The organism is Edwardsiella ictaluri ATCC 33202, assembly GCF_000264785.1.
Lineage (GTDB): Bacteria > Pseudomonadota > Gammaproteobacteria > Enterobacterales > Enterobacteriaceae > Edwardsiella > Edwardsiella ictaluri.
The window spans coordinates 1-20988 of record NZ_AFJI01000081.1 but is presented as its reverse complement, the minus strand read 5'-3'; the positions used below and the strand labels follow the sequence as shown (position 1 = coordinate 20988).

Below are 20988 nucleotides of genomic sequence, written 5' to 3'. Positions count from 1 at the left end.
ACATTCTTGCCGCCTTTATCGGCACGGTATCGCGCCGCCTTGCGCAACGGGCGGCGGTGCGTACCGTATCATCAGGGAGATGACATAATAAAAGAGGAGCACGCATTGACGGATCTCATTAGTTTTATCAATAACATCTTATGGGGCTCGGTACTGATCTATCTGCTGATCGGCGCAGGCCTGTATTTCACGTTCCGCACCGGGTTTATTCAGTTTCGCCATTTTGGCCACATGTTTTCTGTTCTGAAAAACAGCAACAAGGCCGACAGCGGCGGTATCTCCTCCTTTCAGGCGCTGTGTACCAGCCTGGCCGCACGCGTCGGCACGGGTAATCTGACCGGCGTCGCCATCGCGCTGACCGCCGGTGGGCCGGGCGCCATCTTCTGGATGTGGATCATCGCCCTGATCGGCATGGCCACCTCCTTTATTGAGAGCACCCTGGCACAGCTGTACAAGACCCGCGACGATCAGGGCAACTTCCGCGGCGGCCCGGCCTACTATATGGAAAAGGGGCTTGGCATGCGCTGGATGGGGATCCTGTTCTCGCTGTTTCTGTTGGTTGCCTTTGGACTGGTCTTCAATGCGGTGCAGGCCAACTCCATCGCACAGGCGACGGCCGTTGCCTTCCATATTCCGCCACTGTACGTCGGCATCGCGCTGATGCTGATGTGCGGCGTCGTCATCTTTGGCGGCCTGCGTTCGATTGCCCGAACCGCCGAACTGGTGGTGCCGGTCATGGCCATTGCCTATCTGCTGCTGGCATTCTGGGTGATGGGACACAATCTGGCCCGAATGCCAGAGGTGCTACTGCTGGTGCTTAAAAGCGCCTTTGGCCTGCAGGAGGCCGCCGCCGGCGCCATCGGCTACGGTATCTCACAGGCGATGACCCAAGGGATCCAGCGCGGGCTGTTCTCCAACGAGGCCGGCATGGGATCGGCGCCCAATGCCGCGGCCTCCGCCACCCCGTACCCCGTATCCGCCGCACCCCGCCTCGCAGGGCTATGTGCAGATGCTGGGGGTCTTTATGGATACGCTGGTTATCTGCAGCGCGACTGCCGCCATCATCCTCTCCTCCGGCGTCCTGGACGCGGCGCCGGGCACCATCAGCGGCATTGAGCTGACCCAGCGGGCGCTCTCCTCCGCTGTCGGCGACTGGGGCGGCATATTTATCGCCGTCGCCATTTTCTTCTTCGCCTTCACCTCGATCATCGCAAACTATGCCTATGCGGAGAGCAATCTGATCTTTCTGGAGCACAACCATCCGCACGGCCTGGTTTTCCTACGCCTGTGTACGCTGGGCATGGTGATGTTCGGCGCGCTGGCGGAGCTGCCCCTCGTCTGGAAAATGGCCGATCTCTCCATGGCCCTGATGGCGATAACCAACCTGATCGCCATCCTGCTGCTGTCGGGCGTTGCCTTCAAGCTGGCGCGTGACTATAACCACCAGCGTCGTCTGGGGCTGCTGCCGAGGCTGGACCTCAGCAAGTATCCCGAGATCCAGCAGCAGGTTGAACCCGGTATCTGGGAAAAGCCAACGCGGCCGTAATCGCCAAAGGGGGGGGCGTCAGCTCCCCCTATCACAGCAATTCTCCCCGCCGCCGGTGCAGTTTGCTACAGTAGATGACGTCACTCTTCTTCTTTTGCAGGATGCCGCTATGCTGATGATTATCTCTCCGGCTAAAACGTTGGATTACACCTCTCCGCTGGCCATCCAGCGCTATACCCAGCCGCAAATGCTGGCGCAGGCCGAAACCCTGATGCAGACAGTACGCACACTGACGCCGGCACAGCTGGGTTCGCTGATGAAAATCAGCGACAAGCTGGCCGGGCTAAACGCTGCCCGCTTCACCGAGTGGCAGCCCAGCTTCACGCCGGAAAACGCCCGTCAGGCCATCCTGGCCTTCAAGGGTGACGTCTACACCGGACTCCAGGCGGAGACGTTCAGCGAGCAGGACTTTGACTTTGCCCAACGACACCTGTGCATGCTGTCAGGCCTATATGGCGTGCTGCGCCCGCTGGATCTGATGATGCCCTACCGCCTGGAGATGGGAACCCGTCTACATACTCCATACGGCAACGATCTGTACGCCTTCTGGGGCGACAGCATCACCCGGCAGATCAACCAGCAGCTGCTGCAGCAGGGCGATCGGGTCGTCGTTAATCTGGCCTCAGACGAATACTTTAAGGCAGTCAGACCGGCGGCGCTGGAGGGCGAGCTGATTAAGCCGATCTTTATGGATGAGAAGAATGGCAGCATGAAGGTCATCAGCTTCTACGCCAAGAAGGCGCGCGGGATGATGAGCCGCTTTATTATCCAGGCGCGCCTGCGCGAGCCGGAGCAGCTCAAGGCATTCGATCTGGAGGGCTATGCCTTTGCCGGTGAAACGCAGGGACGCCAAGGGCGCGAGCTGCTGTTTACCCGTCGCCACTCGGCGATATCCCCCGCGCGCTGACCCCTCGCCTTACTACGCCGCACTGTCCTTCTCCCCCGCACCGCGGCGGGGGAGCGAGCGTCATGGGCGTTCCAGCAGCGCCGCCCGCAGGCGGGAAAAATCAGCGGGCAGCGTCTGTGACAACAGCGGCAGTTCAGCCCGCGCCTCCAACGCTTGCGGTAGCGGGATGCTCCGCTGCAGGATCGCCTCGACAGACTCTTGGAACTTGGCCGGATGGGCTGTTCCCAGAAACAGGCCATACTCGCCGGGTTGCAGGCTGTCGCACAGCGCCCGGTAGGCGATAGCGGCATGGGGTTCGCTAACATAGCCGAGCGCCGCCAGCTCACGCATCGCCTCCGCCGTCTGCGCATCGCTCAGCGCCCCGTAGCCCAGCGCGCCCAGTGCCCACTCCCTACGCCGGAACAGCTCCTCCACCCGCGGCCAGTTGTTGGGACGGCTGACATCCATGGCATTGGAGAGGGTCGCGACGGTCTCATGAGGCTGCCAGACGCCGCTGGATAAAAAGCGCGGAACGGTATCATTGGCATTGGTGGCGGCGATAAAACGCTTCACCGGCAGCCCCAGCGACTGGGCCAGCAGCCCGGCGGTCAGATCGCCGAAGTTGCCGCTCGGCACCGAGATCACCAGCTGATTGCGCGCCGCCTGCGGCAGCTGGGCTACCGCCTCAAAGTAGTAGCAGATCTGCGCCAGCAGCCGGCTGATATTGATAGAGTTAGCCGAGTTCAACCCCAGTTCTCGGCACAGCATCGGATCGTCAAACGCCTGCTTGACCAGCGCCTGGCAGGCATCGAAGTCGCCCTCGATCGCCAGCGTACGAATATTGCCGCCCAAGGTACAGAACAGCTTCTCCTGCAGCGGACTGACCTTACCGCGCGGGTAGAGGATCACCACCTGGACGTTTTTCAGACCATAAAACGCATGGGCGACCGCGGCGCCGGTATCGCCGGAGGTGGCGGTCAGAATGGTCACCGGCCGCTCCCCCGCGACCTGCTGCAGCATCTGCGCCATAAAGCGCCCACCGAAGTCCTTGAAGGCCAGCGTCGGCCCGTGGAACAGCTCCAGCGCAGCGATATCGTCGCTGACCGGCACCACCGGCGCAGGAAAATCAAAAGCGGCCTGAACCCGCGCCCACAACGTATCAAAGGGGAACTCATCTCCCAGGTACGCCGCCAGAATATGCGCGCTGCGGGTCACAAAATCCTGCTCCAGCAGGGAATCGACCTGCGTCCGTGCCAGGGCGGGCAGCTCATGGGGAAAGAACAGTCCCTGCTGGCGCCCCAACCCCTGCACCAGTGCCTGCGCAAAGTTAACCTGCTCGTTGTGATCTTTTAAGTTGTACAGTTTCATGGTTTATCCCAGTTGTCGTGCGCCCGCCGAGTCCAAACGGCAAATGTGAACAAAACCCTGTTCATTCTGCAGATAGTGCTGCGCCAGCCACTGCGCCACCGCCTGTGCCGCCGTCAGATCATCGCAAACGGCAAACAGCGTTGGACCGGAGCCAGAGATCCCACAGGCCAACGCGCCCAGCTCACCGGCGGCCCGGCGGGCATCGGCAAAGCCCGGCAGCAGACCACAGCGGTAGGGTTCGGCGATCACATCCTGCATCAACGCCGCGGCCAGCGACGGCTGACGGGTATGACAGGCATGAATGAACCCCGCCAGATGGCGGCCGTGGCGCACGCAGTCGCCGCGCGAATAGTGCGGCGGTAGGATGGCGCGCGCCTCGGCGGTAGAGACCTTGATCCCGGGATACGCCATCACCCACAGCCATTCGTCAAAGCAGGGCACCGGCTGGCTGATGATCTCCTGCGCCTCCAGCATCAGTTGCAAACCGCCCAGATAACAGGGCGCCACGTTGTCATAGTGAACGCTGCCGGAAATACGCCCCTCCAGCTCCCCCATCAGCATCAGCAGCCGGTGAGCGTCCAGCGGCTCTCCGGCAAAACGGTTCAGCGCCGCCAGCGCCGCCACCACGGAGCAGGCGCTTGAGCCAAGGCCTGAACCTATCGGCATGTTCTTTTCCAACACCATTTCGACGGCAAGCTCGCGTCCCGTCACCTCACAAAAACGCTGCCAGCACTGATAGACAATATTCTCCTGCACCGTAGACGGCAGGCTGTCAACAAAACGCCCGTGGCAGTGCAACGAAAAATGGCTGCTGGCCGCGATGCTGACGCAGTCGCCCAGCAGGGTACCGTCCAGCGGCGTGACCGCAGCGCCGAGGACGTCAAAGCCGATGCTGACGTTGCCGATTGAGGCCGGTGCATATATTTTCACCATCATTAAACCCCCAGCTTCCATGACAAGGTGCGCAGCAGGTCGGCAAAGACGCCGGCGGCAGTGACATCGTTACCCGCACCATAGCCGCGCAGCACCAGCGGCAGCGGCTGATAGTAGCGGCTGTAAAATGTCAGGGCGTTTTCGCCATTTTTAACCTTATACAGCGCATCATCGCTGTCCACCTCTGCAATCCGCACCGCGCAGCGCCCCCGATCGATCTCGCCAACGTAGCGCAGCACGCAGCCACGCTCCCGCGCAGCGACGACCCTCGCACTAAACACATCATCAGCCTGCGTCAGATTGGCGAGGAACGTATCAACATCACCGCAGGCATCAAACGCCTTCGGCAGCACCGGCTCGACACAGATATCGCCCAGCTCCAGGGCATATCCCGCCTCACGCGCCAGGATCAGCAGCTTGCGTGCAACGTCCATGCCGGAGAGATCGTCGCGCGGATCCGGTTCGGTATAGCCCAGTTGACGGGCTTCGCGGGTTGCCTGCGATAAGGTCGCCCCCTCCTCCAAGCGGCCAAAAATAAACGACAGTGAGCCGGAGAGAATACCGCAGAACCGCTGCAGCTCATCACCGGCACTCAGCAGATTTTGCAGGTTTTCAATCACCGGCAGTCCGGCACCGACGTTGGTATCATAGAGAAACTTACGCTGACTGCCCGCCGCCTTCTGCCGTAGCAGACGGTAATAATCCATGGAAGCCGTATTGGCCTTTTTATTCGGTGTCACCACGTGAAAACCGTTACCGAGGAAGTCAGCGTACTGATCGGCCAACGCCTGGCTGGAGGTACAGTCGACGATCACCGGATTCAGCAGGTGGTACTCGCTCACCAGACGCATCAATCGCCCCAGGTTAAACGGCTGCGTGGCTTGCTCCAGCGCCCCGCGCCAGTTCGTCATATCGATGCCGTGTACATGGGTAAGCAGCGCGCGGGAGTTCGCGATACCACACACCCGCAGATCGATATGCTTACTTTTTAGCCAGGCCTGCTGGCGTTCAATCTGCGCCAACAGTGCGCCGCCCACGCCGCCCACGCCGATCACAAACACCTCGATCACCTGATCGGTGTTGAACAGCATCTGATGTGTCACACGCACAGCGGTCGTCGCCACATCATTACTCACCACGACGGAGATCGAGCGCTCAGAGGAGCCCTGCGCAATAGCGATAATATTGATGTTCGCCCGAGCCAGGGCAGAGAAGAAATTGGCAGAAACTCCACGCTGAGTTCGCATGCCGTCGCCGACCACCGAGATGATCGCCAGATGCTCGATGACATCCAGCGGCTCCAGCAGGCCATCCTTCAACTCCAGGAAGAACTCATCCTGCAGCGCCAGACATGCTCGCCCCAGCTCCCCCTGCGGCACGCAAAAGCTGATGCTGTATTCAGAGGAGGACTGGGTAATCAACACCACGGAAATACCGCTGCGCGACATCACGGCGAAGACCCGCGCCGCCATACCGACCATCCCTTTCATCCCCGGCCCGGAGACGTTGAGCATCGCCATATGGTTCAAATGGGTGATCCCCTTCACCAACAACGCGTCATCAGCGCGGTGCTGCGCACCTATCAGCGTTCCGGGCGCCTGTGGGTTGGCAGTATTTTTGATCAGGCAGGGTATTTGAAACTGGGCAATCGGTAAAATGGTACGCGGATGCAACACCTTGGCGCCAAAGTAGGAGAGCTCCATCGCCTCTTGGTAGGACATCGCCTCCAGCAGACGAGCGTCTGGGACCAGATGCGGATCGCAGGTATAGACACCGTCAACGTCCGTCCAGATCTCGCAGCACTCTGCGCGTAGGCAGGCTGCCAGCACCGCCGCCGAATAGTCTGAGCCGTTGCGACCCAGCACCACCAGCTCGCCACGCTCGTTACCGGCGGTGAATCCCGCCATCAGGATCAGACTGTCGGCAGGGATTGCCTGGGCAGCGATACGGCGGGCAGACTCGGCAATATCGACGCTGGACTCCAGATAACCACCGCGGGCCAGCAGGCTGCTGACCGGATCGATAACGGTGACCTGCCGTCCGCGTGCCTGCAGCAGCGTCGCCATGATCGCGATGGAGAGCACCTCTCCACGGCAAATCAGTGCCGCATTGACGCCGTCCGGACACTGTCCCAGCAGGGCTATGCCGTGCAGCACCTGGCGGATCTGACCAAACTCTTGAGATACGCGCAGACGCAGCGACGCAGCGTCAAAGCCCGGCTGCACTTGGGCTAAGCCATCGATCAGGTCGGTGAAAATCTTCTCGGCATCGCCAAGTATCGGTTGGATATCTTGCCCTGCGATGGTGCGCTCGATCAGCGCAACCAGATGGTTGGTGATACGGGCTGGGGCGGAAAGCACAACGGCGACCTGCCCTTGCGAGGCCTTACTCTCCAAAATATCCGCAACGCAGAAGACCCGCTCCGCGTTGGCGACCGATGTGCCACCGAATTTTAATACTCTCATCTGACTCTCTCCGAATTTGGCCGAAAAAAAGCCCGCACTGTAAGGTGCGGGCTTTTTCGTTTTCACGTTTCTGTATGCGTCAGCCCGCCCCGTTACCTATGGTACCGGTGGTGGTAATAATTGTAGTGATATTCAGGCTGAGGTTACACATCGTCTGTCCAATTAAATTCCTGTGTCTGCCCTATATTGGTTAAAGCAAAGCCAACGCGGAGTCAATCGTTTTCTATTTTATGACACTAAGATCAGCCACTTTATACAGCATTAATATCTGAATAATAAAAACTTAAAGAATAAAAAAATGGTAAATCGGCATAACATCGAGATATAACAATAATAAATAGCCATGGATTCCAATCATTATTCTTTTTGTTTTTTCTTACCTGCCACGGACATTCCCAGCGCAGATTCGATGTCATGCAGCAGACGATGCAGCATCGCGGTATCACGCTGGGCCAACAGACCGATGCGCTGATCCAACCAGTCGCTCAGCTTGGTATCCCCGTCTACGCCCAGCGTTGTCAGCAAACGATCGGCACGGGTACGCAACGCGGTCAGTTGATCCCCCTGCGCCGCAGGTGCCAGTGCTGCCTGTACCTGCATCAGTGAAGAGAGCTGATAGCAGAACACCATCACCGCCTGCCCCAGATTGAGCGACGGGTAATCCGCCGCCATCGGCACCCCGGTAAGCAAATCCACCAGCGCCAGCTCATCGTTGGTCAGGCCGGAGTCCTCGCGGCCAAACACCAACGCACAGTTGGCCATCCAGTGCTGTTTTTCCTGCAATACCGCACAGAGCTCCTGCGGTGTACAGTAGTAGTGAAAGCGGGCGCGGCTACGGGCCGTCGACGCGACGCTAAAGTCAATATCCTCCAACGCCTGCGCCAAGGTATCAAAGTGACAGGCACCGTCCAGAATATCGCCGGCGCCGTGCGCGACCCAACGCGCTGCCGATTCGCCGTCCGCCCTACTGTCCACAATACGCAGCGAGGTAAATCCCATGGTTTTCATCGCGCGCGCCGCGGCACCCACGTTTTCAGCTCTGGCCGGAGCGACCAGGACGATATGAATTTGCATGCTTAGAGCCCATTTTGTTACTTAGGCGCACACTCTACCCTGCAAGACATCATTTTTCCACGCCGCTCTTGATTACACTTTTTTAACAAAAAATAACGTTCCAGTTTGTTAAATAACGATCTTATTGAAAATTTCCAGCAATTGATGGCCAAACGTAAATTTCACAGAAAATGTTGCATCATTATCATTATATTCATACGGTTAATCTACAATGAAAATTAAAGATAGCTGTGGATACGCCATCACCACCGCGCGGACAGCGTTGGGAGAAGATCTCTGGAAGATAGTCATTAAGCATGCAAACTTGTAAGTGTTTTTGACAAATCTGTTAACGTGCTACAATTAGACTTGATATATGTCAACAAAGGATAGTTTTGTTAGGTGGCATTTGACGCATGCGCTGTTATATTGCTGTTAATAGGGTTAGGATGTGCGCCGCTTTTGGCACCACCGGGGCTGTAGGGAGTGACACCCCCTGACCAACCTAGCGATGTTGTTGACGTTGATGGAAAGTGCATCAAGAACGAGTTTACGTACCGCAGTCACTAGAGTCCCGTGGTTGAGACACCCGTAATTTGGTGCTCTGGGTTCCCGGACTGCTGTACACCCCCTATTTTTCTATTTTGTTGGCAATTTTAGGTAGCAAAACATGCAGACCCCGCACATTCTGATCGTCGAGGACGAACTCGTCACTCGTAATACGCTAAAAAGTATTTTCGAAGCGGAAGGTTATATCGTTCATGAAGCCAATGATGGTGCCGAAATGCATCAGATTCTGTCTGAGTTCGACATCAATCTGGTCATCATGGACATTAACCTGCCTGGGAAAAACGGCCTGTTACTGGCGCGCGAACTGCGTGAACAGGCAAATGTCGCGCTGATGTTCCTGACCGGTCGCGATAACGAAGTGGACAAAATCCTCGGCCTGGAAATCGGCGCCGATGATTATATCACTAAGCCGTTTAACCCCCGTGAACTGACCATCCGCGCCCGCAACCTGCTCTCCCGCACCATGAACCTGGGCAGCGGAACCGAAGAACGTAAAAGTGTTGAGCACTATCGCTTTAATGGCTGGGAGCTGGACATCAACAGCCGCTCGCTGGTCAGCCCCGACGGCGAGCAGTACAAGCTGCCGCGCAGCGAGTTCCGCGCCATGCTGCACTTCTGCGAGAATCCGGGCAAGATTCAGTCACGCGCCGAGCTGCTGAAGAAGATGACTGGCCGTGAGCTGAAGCCGCACGATCGTACGGTCGACGTCACGATCCGCCGTATTCGCAAGCACTTTGAATCAACGCCGGACACGCCAGAGATCATCGCCACTATCCATGGCGAAGGCTACCGCTTCTGCGGCGATTTGGAAGAGTAAGCACTGAAAATCATCGCTATGACGAGTCCTGATATAGGTTGACAGTTTTTTTCTGTAAAACGCCTGATGAACATCATCGGGCGTTTTCTATTTCAGCGCTAGATGTGGCCTCTCATGGTTATAAATATCTACAGATTCTTTTACCATTGTTCTGGCCTGCGCAAGATCCGCCGGGCATGAGGGTAAAAACGTATTTTTCAGGATACCGTTTATCCGCTCTGCCAACGCATTCTGGTAACAGTCATAACCATCGGTCATTGAACAGGTTACCCCGTTTCTTTCATGTATTGACTGATAAAGCGCTGAACAGTATTGCACTCCTCTGTCCGAGTGATGTACCGGAGGACCTGTCGTTTTTCTCCGCCTCAGTGCCTGCCTGAACGCTTTCACCACATTTTCAGTCTGCAGTTTTTCCCCTACATGATACCCCATGACTCTTCTGGGTCAGGCATCAGTGACCAGACTCAGATAGATTGTGCCACTGCGCAGCGGAAGGTAAGTCATGTCAGCAACCCAGACCTGCTCCGGCTTAAGGGTAGTAGCCTGTCCGGGGCCGGGTTTCAGCGAATTTGGATGCCGGTAAAACCGACGATAGCTGTTGGTGGTTTTGCGATATTCCCGTTTCACCGATACCGGGAGTCGGTGTTCATCCTGTAGGGTAAACAAGCGGTCCCGCCCGATATTCAACATTCTGTCGGCCTGACTGTTCAGCCGGTAGTCCAGTTTACGCGTACCAATTTGTGGCTGATTTCTCTGAATATAGTCAATAAAATTAATGAAATGAATATTACTCCCCAGTCATTTATTGTACCTGCCCTTGTCCTGATACCAGGCCTGTCTGCTGTGCCCCTGGAGCTGGCATGCGCGCGTAACGGTTATTTTTACGGCCTGACTTTGCGCGAAGACCTGCCGGGCCACTTTTTTACCATGCTCACCTTGTCATCGTTTTCAGGACGTTGATAACCGACTAAAAAAATTAGCTTTCTGATTTACCAGCTTCAGTTGCTCTTCCTGTTCTTTGATTCTTTGCTCGGGTGTGAGTGAGGGATTTGTCTGTGTCACAGGCAGTTTCCTCTTCGCTAGGTCAGGGAGCCCAAGGTCCAGTCAAGCCGGCCATATTTACGCAACCAGACAAGAACGCTGTAGCGTCCCTGAATACCGTATCGTTGCTGGGCCTGTTTATAGGTCATCTCGCCTTTTTCGATCTGTTCAACAACAGCTATTTGAAAGGATAGAGGATAATCACGTTGGGTACGTTTGAATCAGTCATTATCACGTTCTCCACATTTTAGTCAGGAACGTGTCAACGTTATTCAGGACGGGGCAACTATAATAAAAAAGGCCGGAATATCCGGCCTTTTTTACGCGGGTCACGTCAATTAATGCGCATTCTGTCGCCACCATTCGGCCAGCATAATCCCCGTTGCAACCGACACATTCAGGCTTTCAACACTGCCGGTTCCACCGATAGAGATGCTCAGATCGCCCTGCTGCAGCGTACCGTCAGACAAGCCATCGCCTTCATGCCCTACCACCAGCACGATTTTCGCCGGCAGCACCGCACGGTGCAGCTGTGTCGTCCCTTTATGGCTCGAGGTCGTCACAATGGTATAACCGGCGCGGCGGAAGGTGTCCAGCGTCGCAGAAAAATCTTCAGCGTCGATCGCCTGTACATGCTCCGCGCCGCCTTCGGCGGTACGAACGGCTGCGCCAGACTCCAGCGCGGCGCTCTCCGGGGCAATGATCCCACGGATGCCAAAGTGCGCACAGGTACGCATAATGCCGCCCAGGTTATGGGGGTTGGCTACATTCTCCAACGCCAGTACGCAGTCCACCGCATCCTCTGCCTGATTGGCCAGATACTGTTGCGCATCAAGAGAGCGCCGCTTTTTAATCAGGAAACACACGCCGCCATGATGATCGGTTCCCGACGCCTTGGTCAGCTCGGCATCGTCCACTACATGATAAGCCTTACGGTTAGCCGCCATCCAGCGCAAGGCATCCCGGAAACGCGGTGTTACCGCCTGTAAGAACCAGGCACGCACGATGGCCTCCGGACGGCTCGCAAATAGCGCCTGGCAGGCATTCTCACCGTATACCCGCGTCTCTTCGGCGCGCTGGCGGCGCAGCTGCTCCGGATCGATAAAGCTTTTACCGCTGATACCGCCGTGATCGCTTTCACCACCTACGCCATCGTTATCGCCCAGAGAAACCGTACGCCACGGTGAACGCTCACCGGCACCCTTCTCACGGCGCGCCGGACGGGCTGCGCGATCGCCGCGGTCACTACGGTCGCTGCGGCTACGATCGCCGCGGTCACTGCGGCTGCGGTCGCCGCGCACACCCGGACGCCCCTTCGCGGGCGCACGCGACTGACGCTCATCGGCAGCGTCCGAGTCGCGGACATACATCACTTTTACTTTACCGTTTTTACCATTCAAAGAGTCGCTCATTACTTTCTCCACCTACGCGCAAGGCGCGAAGATTACCTGATGTGAGTGCGCGTTGCCATATGCCAAGCATAAAAGCTGCTATCTATTATAGTCATTGGGTAAATCTGATTGTGGTCCCCATAATACAGCACAATAATGTTTAACCTAGCTGAAACGCCAGAGGATGTCCCGACTGTAGTTTCGCCGTTTTATGTCTGAGGATAATCATGAACACTGTCTGCCCCGCCTGTCATGCAACCAACCGTATTCCCGACGATCGCCGCAATGAACAGGCAAAGTGTGGCCGCTGCAGCCATGCCCTGTTTGACGGCGCCATCGTCAACGCCAGCGAAGATACGCTGGATAAACTGTTACAGGATGACTTGCCGGTGCTGATCGACTTCTGGGCGCCGTGGTGCGGCCCCTGCCAGGGATTCGCCCCCGTCTTCGCCGCCGTCGCCGCGGCACGGGCTGGCGAAGTACGCTGTATCAAGGTGAATACCGAGGATCAGCCGGCGCTGAGCAGCCGTTTCCGCATTCGCAACATCCCGACCATCATGCTATACCGCAACGGCCAACGCATAGATATGCTCAATGGCGCGATGCCCCAGGCGCCGTTTGAAGCCTGGCTGGATGAGCAGCTGGCCAAGCAGGCCTGATCCCAAGATCAACCAACGGCCCTCGCGCAGGGCCGTTTGATGCTGTACCCGGTGACGAGGCTTGTTTAAAATAGCGGTTTTGCTCATCCCCCGAGAACACCATGTCCGCCAATGCTGTACTGCGCCTGCGCGCTGCGCGTCTGAGCCAGTCTACCCGCCCATTTCACGCCCGCGGCTGCCGTGTACAGCGCTGCCTGCTGCCGCAGATCCACTGCCTGTGTGATACGCTGACCAGCTACCCGGCCCACAGCCGCTTTTGCCTGATGATGTATGATACCGAACCGCTAAAACCCAGCAATACCGGGCGCCTGATCGCCGATGTACTGCCGGAAACACTGGCCTATAGCTGGTCCCGGACGCAGCCGGATCCACAGCTGCTGCAGCTGCTCGACGATCCCGACTACCAGCCGTACGTGGTCTTTCCAGGAAGCTACGCAGAGCCAGAGCGCGTCGTCACCCGCGTACGACACAATACGCACCGCCCGCTGTTTATCATGCTGGATGGAACCTGGCCGGAGGCACGCAAAATGTTCCACAAAAGCCCCTATCTGGACAGGTTCCCAGTCCTCTCCATCAATATGGCACAGGCACCTGGCTATCTTCTGCGGGAGGCCCATCGCCCAGAGCAGTACTGTACCGCCGAAGTCGCTGCGGCGCTGCTGGCACTGGCGGACGATCGGCAGGCATCGCAGGGACTGCTTCAGCACTTTCACCACTTCCGTCAGCAATATTTGCTAGGTAAATCGCACCCTCAGGTGCCCGTCGCTGCAACCGTGGAATAAAGCCTCTAGAATCATGCCATCCCGCCCATTTCGCCGCGATCAGCCGCTGGGCAAACCGCACAGGAGGATGGCATGAGTCAACGCAGTCTCGAATCCCTGTTACGCCCCAAATCCATCGCTGTCATCGGCGCCTCCAATCAGCCGGAACGCAACGGCCATCTGGTTATGCTGAATCTGCTAAACGGGGGATTCCCCGGCCCGATAATGCCGGTGACGCCGCGCTATCAGGCCGTCTGCGGCGTACTGGCCTATCCGTCGATCACCGACCTACCCTGTGTGCCGGATTTGGCCATCCTGTGCACCAATGCCCAACGAACCCCGGTCCTGATCGCCGAGCTGGGGGCGAAAGGCTGTCGAGCCGCCATTGTAATCTCCTCTCCAGCCTCACAGGCCGATGCGCTGCGTAGCCTCGCCTTACGCCACGGCGTACGGCTGCTGGGGCCAAACAGCCTGGGACTGCTGGCGCCGTGGCAAAAACTCAATGCCAGCTTCTCCCCGGTGCCGATCCTTCCGGGGCGCCTGGCCTTTATCTCCCAGTCAGCGGCGGTATCCAACACCATTCTCGACTGGGCTCGCCAACGTGAGATCGGCTTCTCTCTGTTTGTAGCATTAGGCGATAGCCTGGACACTGACGTCGACGATCTGCTGGATTATCTGGCGCGGGATGCCAAAACCAGTGCGATCCTGCTCTATCTCGAACACCTGCATGATGCGCGGCGTTTCCTGTCTGCCGCACGCAGCGCGGCGCGCAATAAACCGATCCTGGTGATTAAAAGCGGACGTAGTCCGCAGGCGCGACATGTGCTGGGCGAGGCTGCGGGGCTAGATATCGCCTACGATGCCGCCATTCAGCGCGCCGGGCTGCTGCGGGTGCAAAATACCCACGAACTGTTTTCTGCGGTAGAAACACTCAGCCATATGCATCCCCTGCGCGGAGAGCGGCTGCTGATCGTCGGTAACGGTGCCGCCCCGCTCGCCATGGCGCTGGATGAGCTGCAACGCCGCGGTGGCCATCCCGCCTCATGCGATGATGTGCTGTACAGCACGCTGTGCGCGGTGCTGCCGGTAGAAACCTACCTACAGGGCCCGATCGATCTGCGCGATGATGCCACGCCGGCCCGTTACCAGGCTACGCTGCAGTGTCTGCTCGACAGCCGCTGTTACGATGCGTTGCTGATCCAGCACGCACCGAGCGCGACAGCGCCGGCAACCGAAACCGCCCGCGCGCTGATCGAAACGCTGAGCGCGCACCCGCGAGCCCGCCATGTAACGCTGATGACCAACTGGAGCGGTGAGAACACATCCCAAGAAGCCCGCCGCCTCTTCAACGAGGCGGGCATTCCGACCTATCGCACCCCCGAAGGGGCAGTCACCGCCTTCATGCACATGGTTGAATACCGGCGCAACCAGCGGCAGCTGATGGAGACCCCGGCCCTGCCTGCCAGTCTGCCGGCCAATACCGCGCTGGCCCATCGTCTGCTGGCACAGGCGCAGACCGACGGTGTCACCCGCCTCGATACCCATGAGGTGCGCGATATTCTGGCCTGCTATGGCCTGGATACCCTGCCGGGCTGGATAGCCAACGACAGTACCGAAGCGGTGCATATCGCCGAGCGCATCGGTTATCCCGTCGCCCTCAAGCTGCGCTCCCCCGATATTGCCCATAACTCGGATGTTCAGGGCGTCATGCTCTATCTGCGCAACGCGCGTGAAGTCGAGCAGGCTGCCAATGCGATCTTCGACCGGGCCCGTCAGGCCTATCCCCATGCACGGATTTTAGGGCTGCTGGTTCAGAGTACGGCCAACCGTATTGGGGCACAGGAACTGCGTATCTGCGTGGAGAACGACGCCGTCTTCGGCCCGCTGATTTTGCTGGGTGAAGGCGGCGCCGAGTGGGATGCCCAGCGGGATGCCGCGGCGGCACTCCCCCCGCTGAATATGAATCTGGCCCGTTACCTGATAGTCCAGGCGCAAAAGCGCGGTCAGATTCGGCGGCGTGCGCCGCTGGCCGATCTGGATATCGCCGGGCTCAGTCAGGTTCTGGTGCAGGTATCCCACCTGATCGTCGACTGTCCGACGATCCAGCGTCTGGAGATCCATCCACTGCTTGCCTGCGGGAGCACCTTCACCCTCCTGGATGTCTCACTGCAGCTGCTCGAGCGACATGCGGCGCCAACCCGGCTTGCCATCTGCCCTTATCCGCACCAGCTTAAGGAGTCCATCCGGCTCAAAAACGGCGACGACGCCCTGCTGCGCCCGATCCTCCCGGAGGATGAGCCCCTGCTTCAGCAATTTATCCAACGCGTCAGCAAAGAGGACCTTTACTATCGTTACTTCAGTGAGATCAATGAGTTTACCCATGAAGATCTCGCCAAGATGACCCAAATCGACTACGAGCGGGAGATGGCATTCGTCGCGGTACAGTCCACGCCGCAGGGCGAGGAGATCCTCGGCGTCACCCGCGCGCTGATCGACCCCGATAACACCAACGCAGAGTTTGCCGTGCTGGTGCGCAGCGATCATCACGGCCTGGGATTAGGCTCTATCCTGCTGGATAAACTGATCCGCTATGCGCGTCAGCGCCAGTTAAGGCATCTGCTGGGCATCACCATGCCAACCAACCGCGGCATGATCGCGCTGGCGCGTAAAGTAGGCTTTCAGGTGGAAGTTCTACTGGAGGACGGGATAGTCAATCTTTCACTATCGCTGTCGGACAACGTGCGACCAAGCAGCGAAAAATGCTGAGACAATTTCGACAAATCGTGGCAAAACATACGCAACGGGATAAAACTAGTGTTATTATCGTCCGATCCCGTTGGTTAAACTGAGCGTGTGCAACCGCCCGCGCTGCACTACGACAAGAGAAGAAGCGCACTGTGATGTTGTCCAAATTTAAGCGAGCCAAACATCAACAACACCTTGCTCAACTGCCCAAACTCCCACAACAGGTCGGCGAGGTAGAGACGCTGTTTTCGCCGGCGGCATTCCGTCAGGCGCTGCTAGAGGCCATCGGCCAGGCAACTCAGCGGATCTATCTGGTGGCGCTGTACCTGGAAAATGACGATGGTGGTCGGGATGTGTTAAATGCGCTCTATCAGGCTAAACGACAGCGTCCGCAGCTGGAGATTTTCGTTCTGGTCGATTGGCATCGGGCACAGCGCGGCCGCATCGGCGCAGAGGCCAGTAACACCAATGCCGACTGGTACTGCCGGATGACCAACGAATACCCAGATGTTATCGTGCCGATCTATGGCGTGCCGGTCAACACGCGCGAGGCCCTGGGAGTACTGCACCTAAAAGGTTTTGTCATTGACGATCGGGTGATCTACAGCGGCGCCAGCCTGAACGATGTCTACCTGCACCGTCATGACAAGTACCGCTACGATCGTTACCACTTTATCCGGAATCCGCGCCTGGCTGCAGTCATGTGTCAATTTGTTCAGTCAACCTTGCTGGGCAACCCCGCGGTGCAGCGCCTGGACCGCTGCGATCGTCCCAAAAGCCCTGAAATCCGTAATGAAACCCGCCAGTTCCGCCATGCACTGCGCGATAGCAGCTATCAGGTGCCAGCAGAGGCTGGGAACGAAGAGCTGGCGGTGACGCCATTAGCCGGTCTGGGTAAACAGAATATCCTGAATAAGACCATTCATCACCTTATCTGCTGCACCGAGCGGACGCTCACACTGTGTACTCCCTATTTCAACCTGCCAACCCCGCTGGTACGCGATATCATCTTCCTGCTGCGCCAGGGAAAACAGGTTGAAATCATCGTCGGAGACAAGAAGGCCAATGACTTCTTTATTCCGGAAGAGGAGCCATTCAAGATCATCGGTGCATTACCCTATCTGTATGAAATCAACCTGCGTCGCTTTATCAGTCGGCTCCAGCCCTACCTTGATAACGGGCAGTTGACCGTACGTCTGTGGCGCGATGATGATAATACCTATCATCTGAAAGGCATGTGGGTAGACGATCGTTGGCAGCTGATCACCGGCAACAATCTCAATCCGCGCGCCTGGCGCCTGGATTTGGAGAATGCGATTTTAATCCACGATCCGCAGGGCGAAATCCAGCATCAGCGCCAGCACGAACTGGAGTGTATCCGCCGTCATACCCAAGTCGTACGTAGCTATGAGGATCTGGAAACCATTCAGCAATATCCGCTGAAAGTGCGCAAGCTGATCCGCCGCCTGCGTCGCATTCGCGTCGATCGCCTGATCAGCCGCATTCTGTAACGACTGTCTCATGGCCTCCCGTCCTGGAGGCCTTTTTCTCTCTCGCCACTCGCTTTACACACACAGACTGTGCTTATACTCAATAGTCTCTGTACATCACCGAGATAGATGCGATGGTTCGTCTCCTGCGCGTTATCCTGCCGTTGGATCAGGTGGCCGAGCGTATAAAGCAACGGGAAACCTGCGCGGAGCGTTGATCGGGCAACATCCGACGCGCTATCCGGCGTGCGTCTCACCGGCAATACAGCACGCTGTGGCTGGCGCAGCGATTGCAAAAACAGATCCGCCGCCATGCCGATATTCTTATCATGCAGGCTCCCTTATCACCTACATTGGCAACCTTGAGCGTCGCATACCGGCCTATCGCTGGCTATACCTGGCTGGTATAGGTCTTAAAGCGGCTTCCCCCCACGCGCTATTGGAGCTACTCACTTCATCGCGATAACCTGACAGGCGCGGCGCAACTGTTGCAGGATCTGATCGCCGCGTCTCCGGATCTGCTGAGCCCTACCTCGATCGCGCTGCTGATCCAACGCCCATTGCGCCTGCTGTTCCGCCAGGTGGAGAGCGGACGCCTCAGGCTGCCGGGGTTCTACCCGGATACCATCAAGACCACTCGCCGCCAACTCAGCGTCATTATCTGGATGTTTGCTCTGTCGATGCCCTATCCCTTCTTCCCTTGCGCCAATACCCGGGTGTTTAAGAGCGTCAGCGTCTTTTTGGGACTGATGATCACGCAGGACTCAGCGGGTCTGGTCAGCCTTGCCATGAGCGGCCTGATCCAGATCTCGTCACTCGTCTTACACCAGGGGATTATGTTCGCATAGGGGGATGAGAGCGTTATTGATGATATTGAGATACTGACTACCAAGCCGAAAAGCCGCGAAGGCTTTGATACCACGCGTCCCCAACGCCCTCCTCGCCAGTAGCAATATTGTCAATCCCAGCACCCACACCGCTCCCAGCGGGATCATTATCAATACCGGCGTCACCATCAGCTATGATATGCCCTGGCGTCAGGTTCATGCCATGCTACTGCTGGCGTTGCCGCAAACCAAGATGAGACAGAACGGCGTAGCACCCGTGATCCGTCAGAATGAATGCAAGACACAGGTATGTCAGCTATGAGCTACGGAAAGAGATTGCCGCAGGAGAGACGTCGGCGCAGGTAAAAAGTGCACTGCACGGGCACATTCTGGATAAGTTTAACTGCATTGACGTCCAAATTATGCCTCCACATTTTGTTATGCAGCCAAAAGAGGCGGTACAGGTTCATTGAAAATGAACAGCTATCCCGGTTTAAAATGCATGCTGATTCCGGATTGCGAGCCTGTACATCGATTCCGGACACCTCAGAGCATGTATTCTGAGATCAGATGAACCGCCATGTTAGAATACAACTGCCGCGCTGCGTTTGACTGCAGACTTGTTCAGTGAGTCAAAAAGATGCCGTCCCTCAAAGCTCAGCTTCTGGATAATACCTTCGATTGGTTGAGATGGCGCGTCTCGATAAAACATCCACGCCTCACCCTAATTATAGTGCGATGCCTCAAAGGCGCTTGGTGATAGATACCATGAAGCGCGGAGCCTCAAAAGAACTCATTACACTCCCTCAACCAATCGGAGGCATTAGCGCCAGTGTAAACAACCTGACAATGCCCCAAAAATCCTCGTTTTAGACAAAAAACTAAAGAATTTAGATATGCGTGCGTTTAGAATTCAGGCATTTTACTCATAATGAGGTATGGCCTACTCGATCGCACCTTTCCTGAGTAATACCGGTAACATGCCAAGCAGACTTAATTGAGGTTAAATATGCTTCCCTTACCACATTCTGGCTTATTCTCCAGAAATCTTAGTCGTAATGATATTTCACTGGTTAAAAATGCTACAGACATAGGCCATATTGGCAGCAGATTTAACCGTATTGTGAATAAAGTTCTTGACTGGTGTTGTAATACCAAAAAAACGGAAGCCATGGAGCAGCTTTTCATCGTGATGAATCAAGATCACAACCAAAGCAATAAGGCAAGATGTGAGGCTTTTGATCAGCTACAAGAACTCGTTGGAAGCGCGCATAGTGATAGATTTACCAAAAAATACGATGTCGTGGACAATTGTATCAAATTCAATATAGATATTGATGGGGAGGAGAATTTCATCACCCTTACTAAAGATGATTTCTTTGAGGGTCTGAATTTATCCGGCGCGGACTTGACCGACATTTCGCTACAAAATGGAAAACTTGGGTATGTGGATCTGAGCGGAGCGAAGCTGGACCATGCGAATCTGACCGGCGCGCAGCTGAGCTTCGCGAACCTGAGCGGAGCAACGCTGGACCATGCGGATCTGACCGGCGCGCAGCTGAGCTTCGCGAAGCTGAGCGGTGCGAGTCTGAACAATGCGACTCTGAATCAGGCAGATATGGATAACGCGGATTTAAGCAATGCGACGCTGAATCAGGCGGTGCTGAAGAACGTAAATCTAAGTTCAGCGATTCTGCGTCAGGCGAAGTTGAATGACGCGGATCTGACCGGCGCAGATTTGAGCGAGGCGATAATGATTGAAGTAGAAGCGGTGCGGATGTGCGCAAAGGGTGCAAATCTCAGCCAGACGGACCTGGAGGGCGCGAAGTTGAGCAAGGCGACTCTGGCCGGGGCCACTATGGATGAAACGAATCTGGAGGCGGCGGATATGACCAGCGCGGACCTGAGTCGTGCGGCCTTGACCAACGTGAATTTGAACCGTACGAAGCTGAATGAGGCGAACCTGTCCGGGGCTACGCTGCAGAGTATCGTGGTGGATAATATCGGCTCAGGGGTGGACCTGAGTGGCGCGAAACTGACGTATGCCAGCATCAATGATTCCACGTTTCACAAGTCCGATTTTACCGATGCCGATCTCACTGGTTCGGGAATACGACAGTGTCAGTTTCGCGATTGTGAGTTATCTCATTGCAATATGACTGGGGCGGAATTGTCAAATGTAGATTTCATACATAAAGAAATCAGTTCAGTCGGTGAAAAGGAATTCGCAAGCGATGTGTATGGCATGAGATTGGATAGCGTGAAGTGTTACAAGGTTTATCACTACAACTCAGATAACAAACCGACAATTATTAACGGCTATTAACTGTTATTAACTGTTATTAACTAATGTGTATTAGCTCAGACCTGATCTGACAGTTACCGGTTATTTATACAGGTATCTGTCAGATTACATCTAGCTTAAAGACCCTGTAG

14 protein-coding genes, 3 pseudogenes and 1 other annotated feature are annotated in these 20988 nt (G+C 56.6%); of the genes and pseudogenes, 10 read left to right on the top strand and 7 right to left on the bottom strand.

All coding sequences use genetic code 11. The annotated features are described in order from the left end of the window. Positions 1-105: 105 nt before the first annotated feature. Positions 106-1546, top strand: a pseudogene (locus EIEH_RS11880) (alanine/glycine:cation symporter family protein). Between the two features lie 109 nt (positions 1547-1655). Further along, a complete protein-coding gene (gene yaaA, locus EIEH_RS11875) occupies positions 1656-2453 on the top strand; it encodes a peroxide stress protein YaaA (RefSeq protein WP_015870078.1) in 798 nt (265 codons plus the stop codon). 60 nt (positions 2454-2513) lie between these two features. On the opposite strand, the gene thrC is transcribed toward yaaA, so the two are convergent. From thrC to yjjY, 5 genes and pseudogenes are all read right to left on the bottom strand, one after another. After that, complete coding sequence (gene thrC, locus EIEH_RS11870) at positions 2514-3800, bottom strand: threonine synthase (RefSeq protein WP_015870077.1); 1287 nt, start codon at positions 3798-3800, stop codon at positions 2514-2516. A gap of 3 nt (positions 3801-3803) precedes the next feature. Further along, entirely contained in the window at positions 3804-4733 is a 930-nt protein-coding gene (gene thrB, locus EIEH_RS11865; RefSeq protein WP_015870076.1) for a homoserine kinase, read from the bottom strand. Between the two features lie 2 nt (positions 4734-4735). Beyond that, a complete protein-coding gene (gene thrA / locus EIEH_RS11860) occupies positions 4736-7198 on the bottom strand; it encodes a bifunctional aspartate kinase/homoserine dehydrogenase I (RefSeq protein ID WP_015870075.1) in 2463 nt (820 codons plus the stop codon). Positions 7199-7219: 21 nt separating this feature from the next. Then, positions 7220-7342 (bottom strand) — a sequence feature (Thr leader region). A gap of 213 nt (positions 7343-7555) precedes the next feature. Next, positions 7556-8272, bottom strand: coding sequence for a tRNA/rRNA methyltransferase (locus EIEH_RS11855; protein WP_015870074.1), 717 nt, complete (start codon positions 8270-8272; stop codon positions 7556-7558). Between the two features lie 403 nt (positions 8273-8675). After that, positions 8676-8818: pseudogene (gene yjjY, locus EIEH_RS19730) on the bottom strand (YjjY family protein). 103 nt (positions 8819-8921) lie between these two features. Here yjjY and arcA point away from each other — a divergent pair. Further along, a complete protein-coding gene (gene arcA / locus EIEH_RS11850; RefSeq protein WP_012847432.1) occupies positions 8922-9638 on the top strand; it encodes a two-component system response regulator ArcA in 717 nt (238 codons plus the stop codon). Between the two features lie 16 nt (positions 9639-9654). Here arcA and EIEH_RS18530 read toward each other — a convergent pair. Together EIEH_RS18530 and EIEH_RS11845 are read right to left on the bottom strand one after the other, a co-directional pair. Then, a pseudogene (locus EIEH_RS18530) lies at positions 9655-10861 on the bottom strand (IS3 family transposase). 156 nt (positions 10862-11017) lie between these two features. Next, positions 11018-12091, bottom strand: coding sequence for a tRNA/rRNA methyltransferase (locus EIEH_RS11845; protein ID WP_015870069.1), 1074 nt, complete (start codon positions 12089-12091; stop codon positions 11018-11020). A gap of 206 nt (positions 12092-12297) precedes the next feature. Between EIEH_RS11845 and trxC the strand changes: the two genes are divergently transcribed. The 7 genes from trxC (at position 12298) to EIEH_RS11815 (ending at position 20878) form a co-directional block, all read left to right on the top strand. Further along, complete coding sequence (gene trxC / locus EIEH_RS11840; RefSeq protein WP_015870068.1) at positions 12298-12729, top strand: thioredoxin TrxC; 432 nt, start codon at positions 12298-12300, stop codon at positions 12727-12729. A gap of 101 nt (positions 12730-12830) precedes the next feature. After that, positions 12831-13511, top strand: a complete 681-nt coding sequence (locus EIEH_RS11835) for a tRNA-uridine aminocarboxypropyltransferase (RefSeq protein WP_015870067.1) — start codon at positions 12831-12833, stop codon at positions 13509-13511. A 72-nt stretch (positions 13512-13583) separates the two neighbouring features. Further along, positions 13584-16256, top strand: coding sequence for a bifunctional acetate--CoA ligase family protein/GNAT family N-acetyltransferase (locus EIEH_RS11830; RefSeq protein WP_015870066.1), 2673 nt, complete (start codon positions 13584-13586; stop codon positions 16254-16256). Between the two features lie 134 nt (positions 16257-16390). Further along, on the top strand, positions 16391-17746 hold the full coding sequence (pssA, locus tag EIEH_RS11825) for a CDP-diacylglycerol--serine O-phosphatidyltransferase (RefSeq protein WP_035609684.1): 1356 nt from the start codon (positions 16391-16393) through the stop codon (positions 17744-17746). A 467-nt stretch (positions 17747-18213) separates the two neighbouring features. Further along, positions 18214-18573: a hypothetical protein gene (locus EIEH_RS16935; RefSeq protein ID WP_015870063.1), complete on the top strand. Its 360-nt coding sequence runs from the start codon at positions 18214-18216 to the stop codon at positions 18571-18573. 64 nt (positions 18574-18637) lie between these two features. Continuing rightward, on the top strand, positions 18638-18874 hold the full coding sequence (locus EIEH_RS16930; protein WP_015870062.1) for a hypothetical protein: 237 nt from the start codon (positions 18638-18640) through the stop codon (positions 18872-18874). Positions 18875-19561: 687 nt separating this feature from the next. Next, a complete protein-coding gene (locus EIEH_RS11815; protein ID WP_081490045.1) occupies positions 19562-20878 on the top strand; it encodes a pentapeptide repeat-containing protein in 1317 nt (438 codons plus the stop codon). Positions 20879-20988 lie beyond the last annotated feature (110 nt).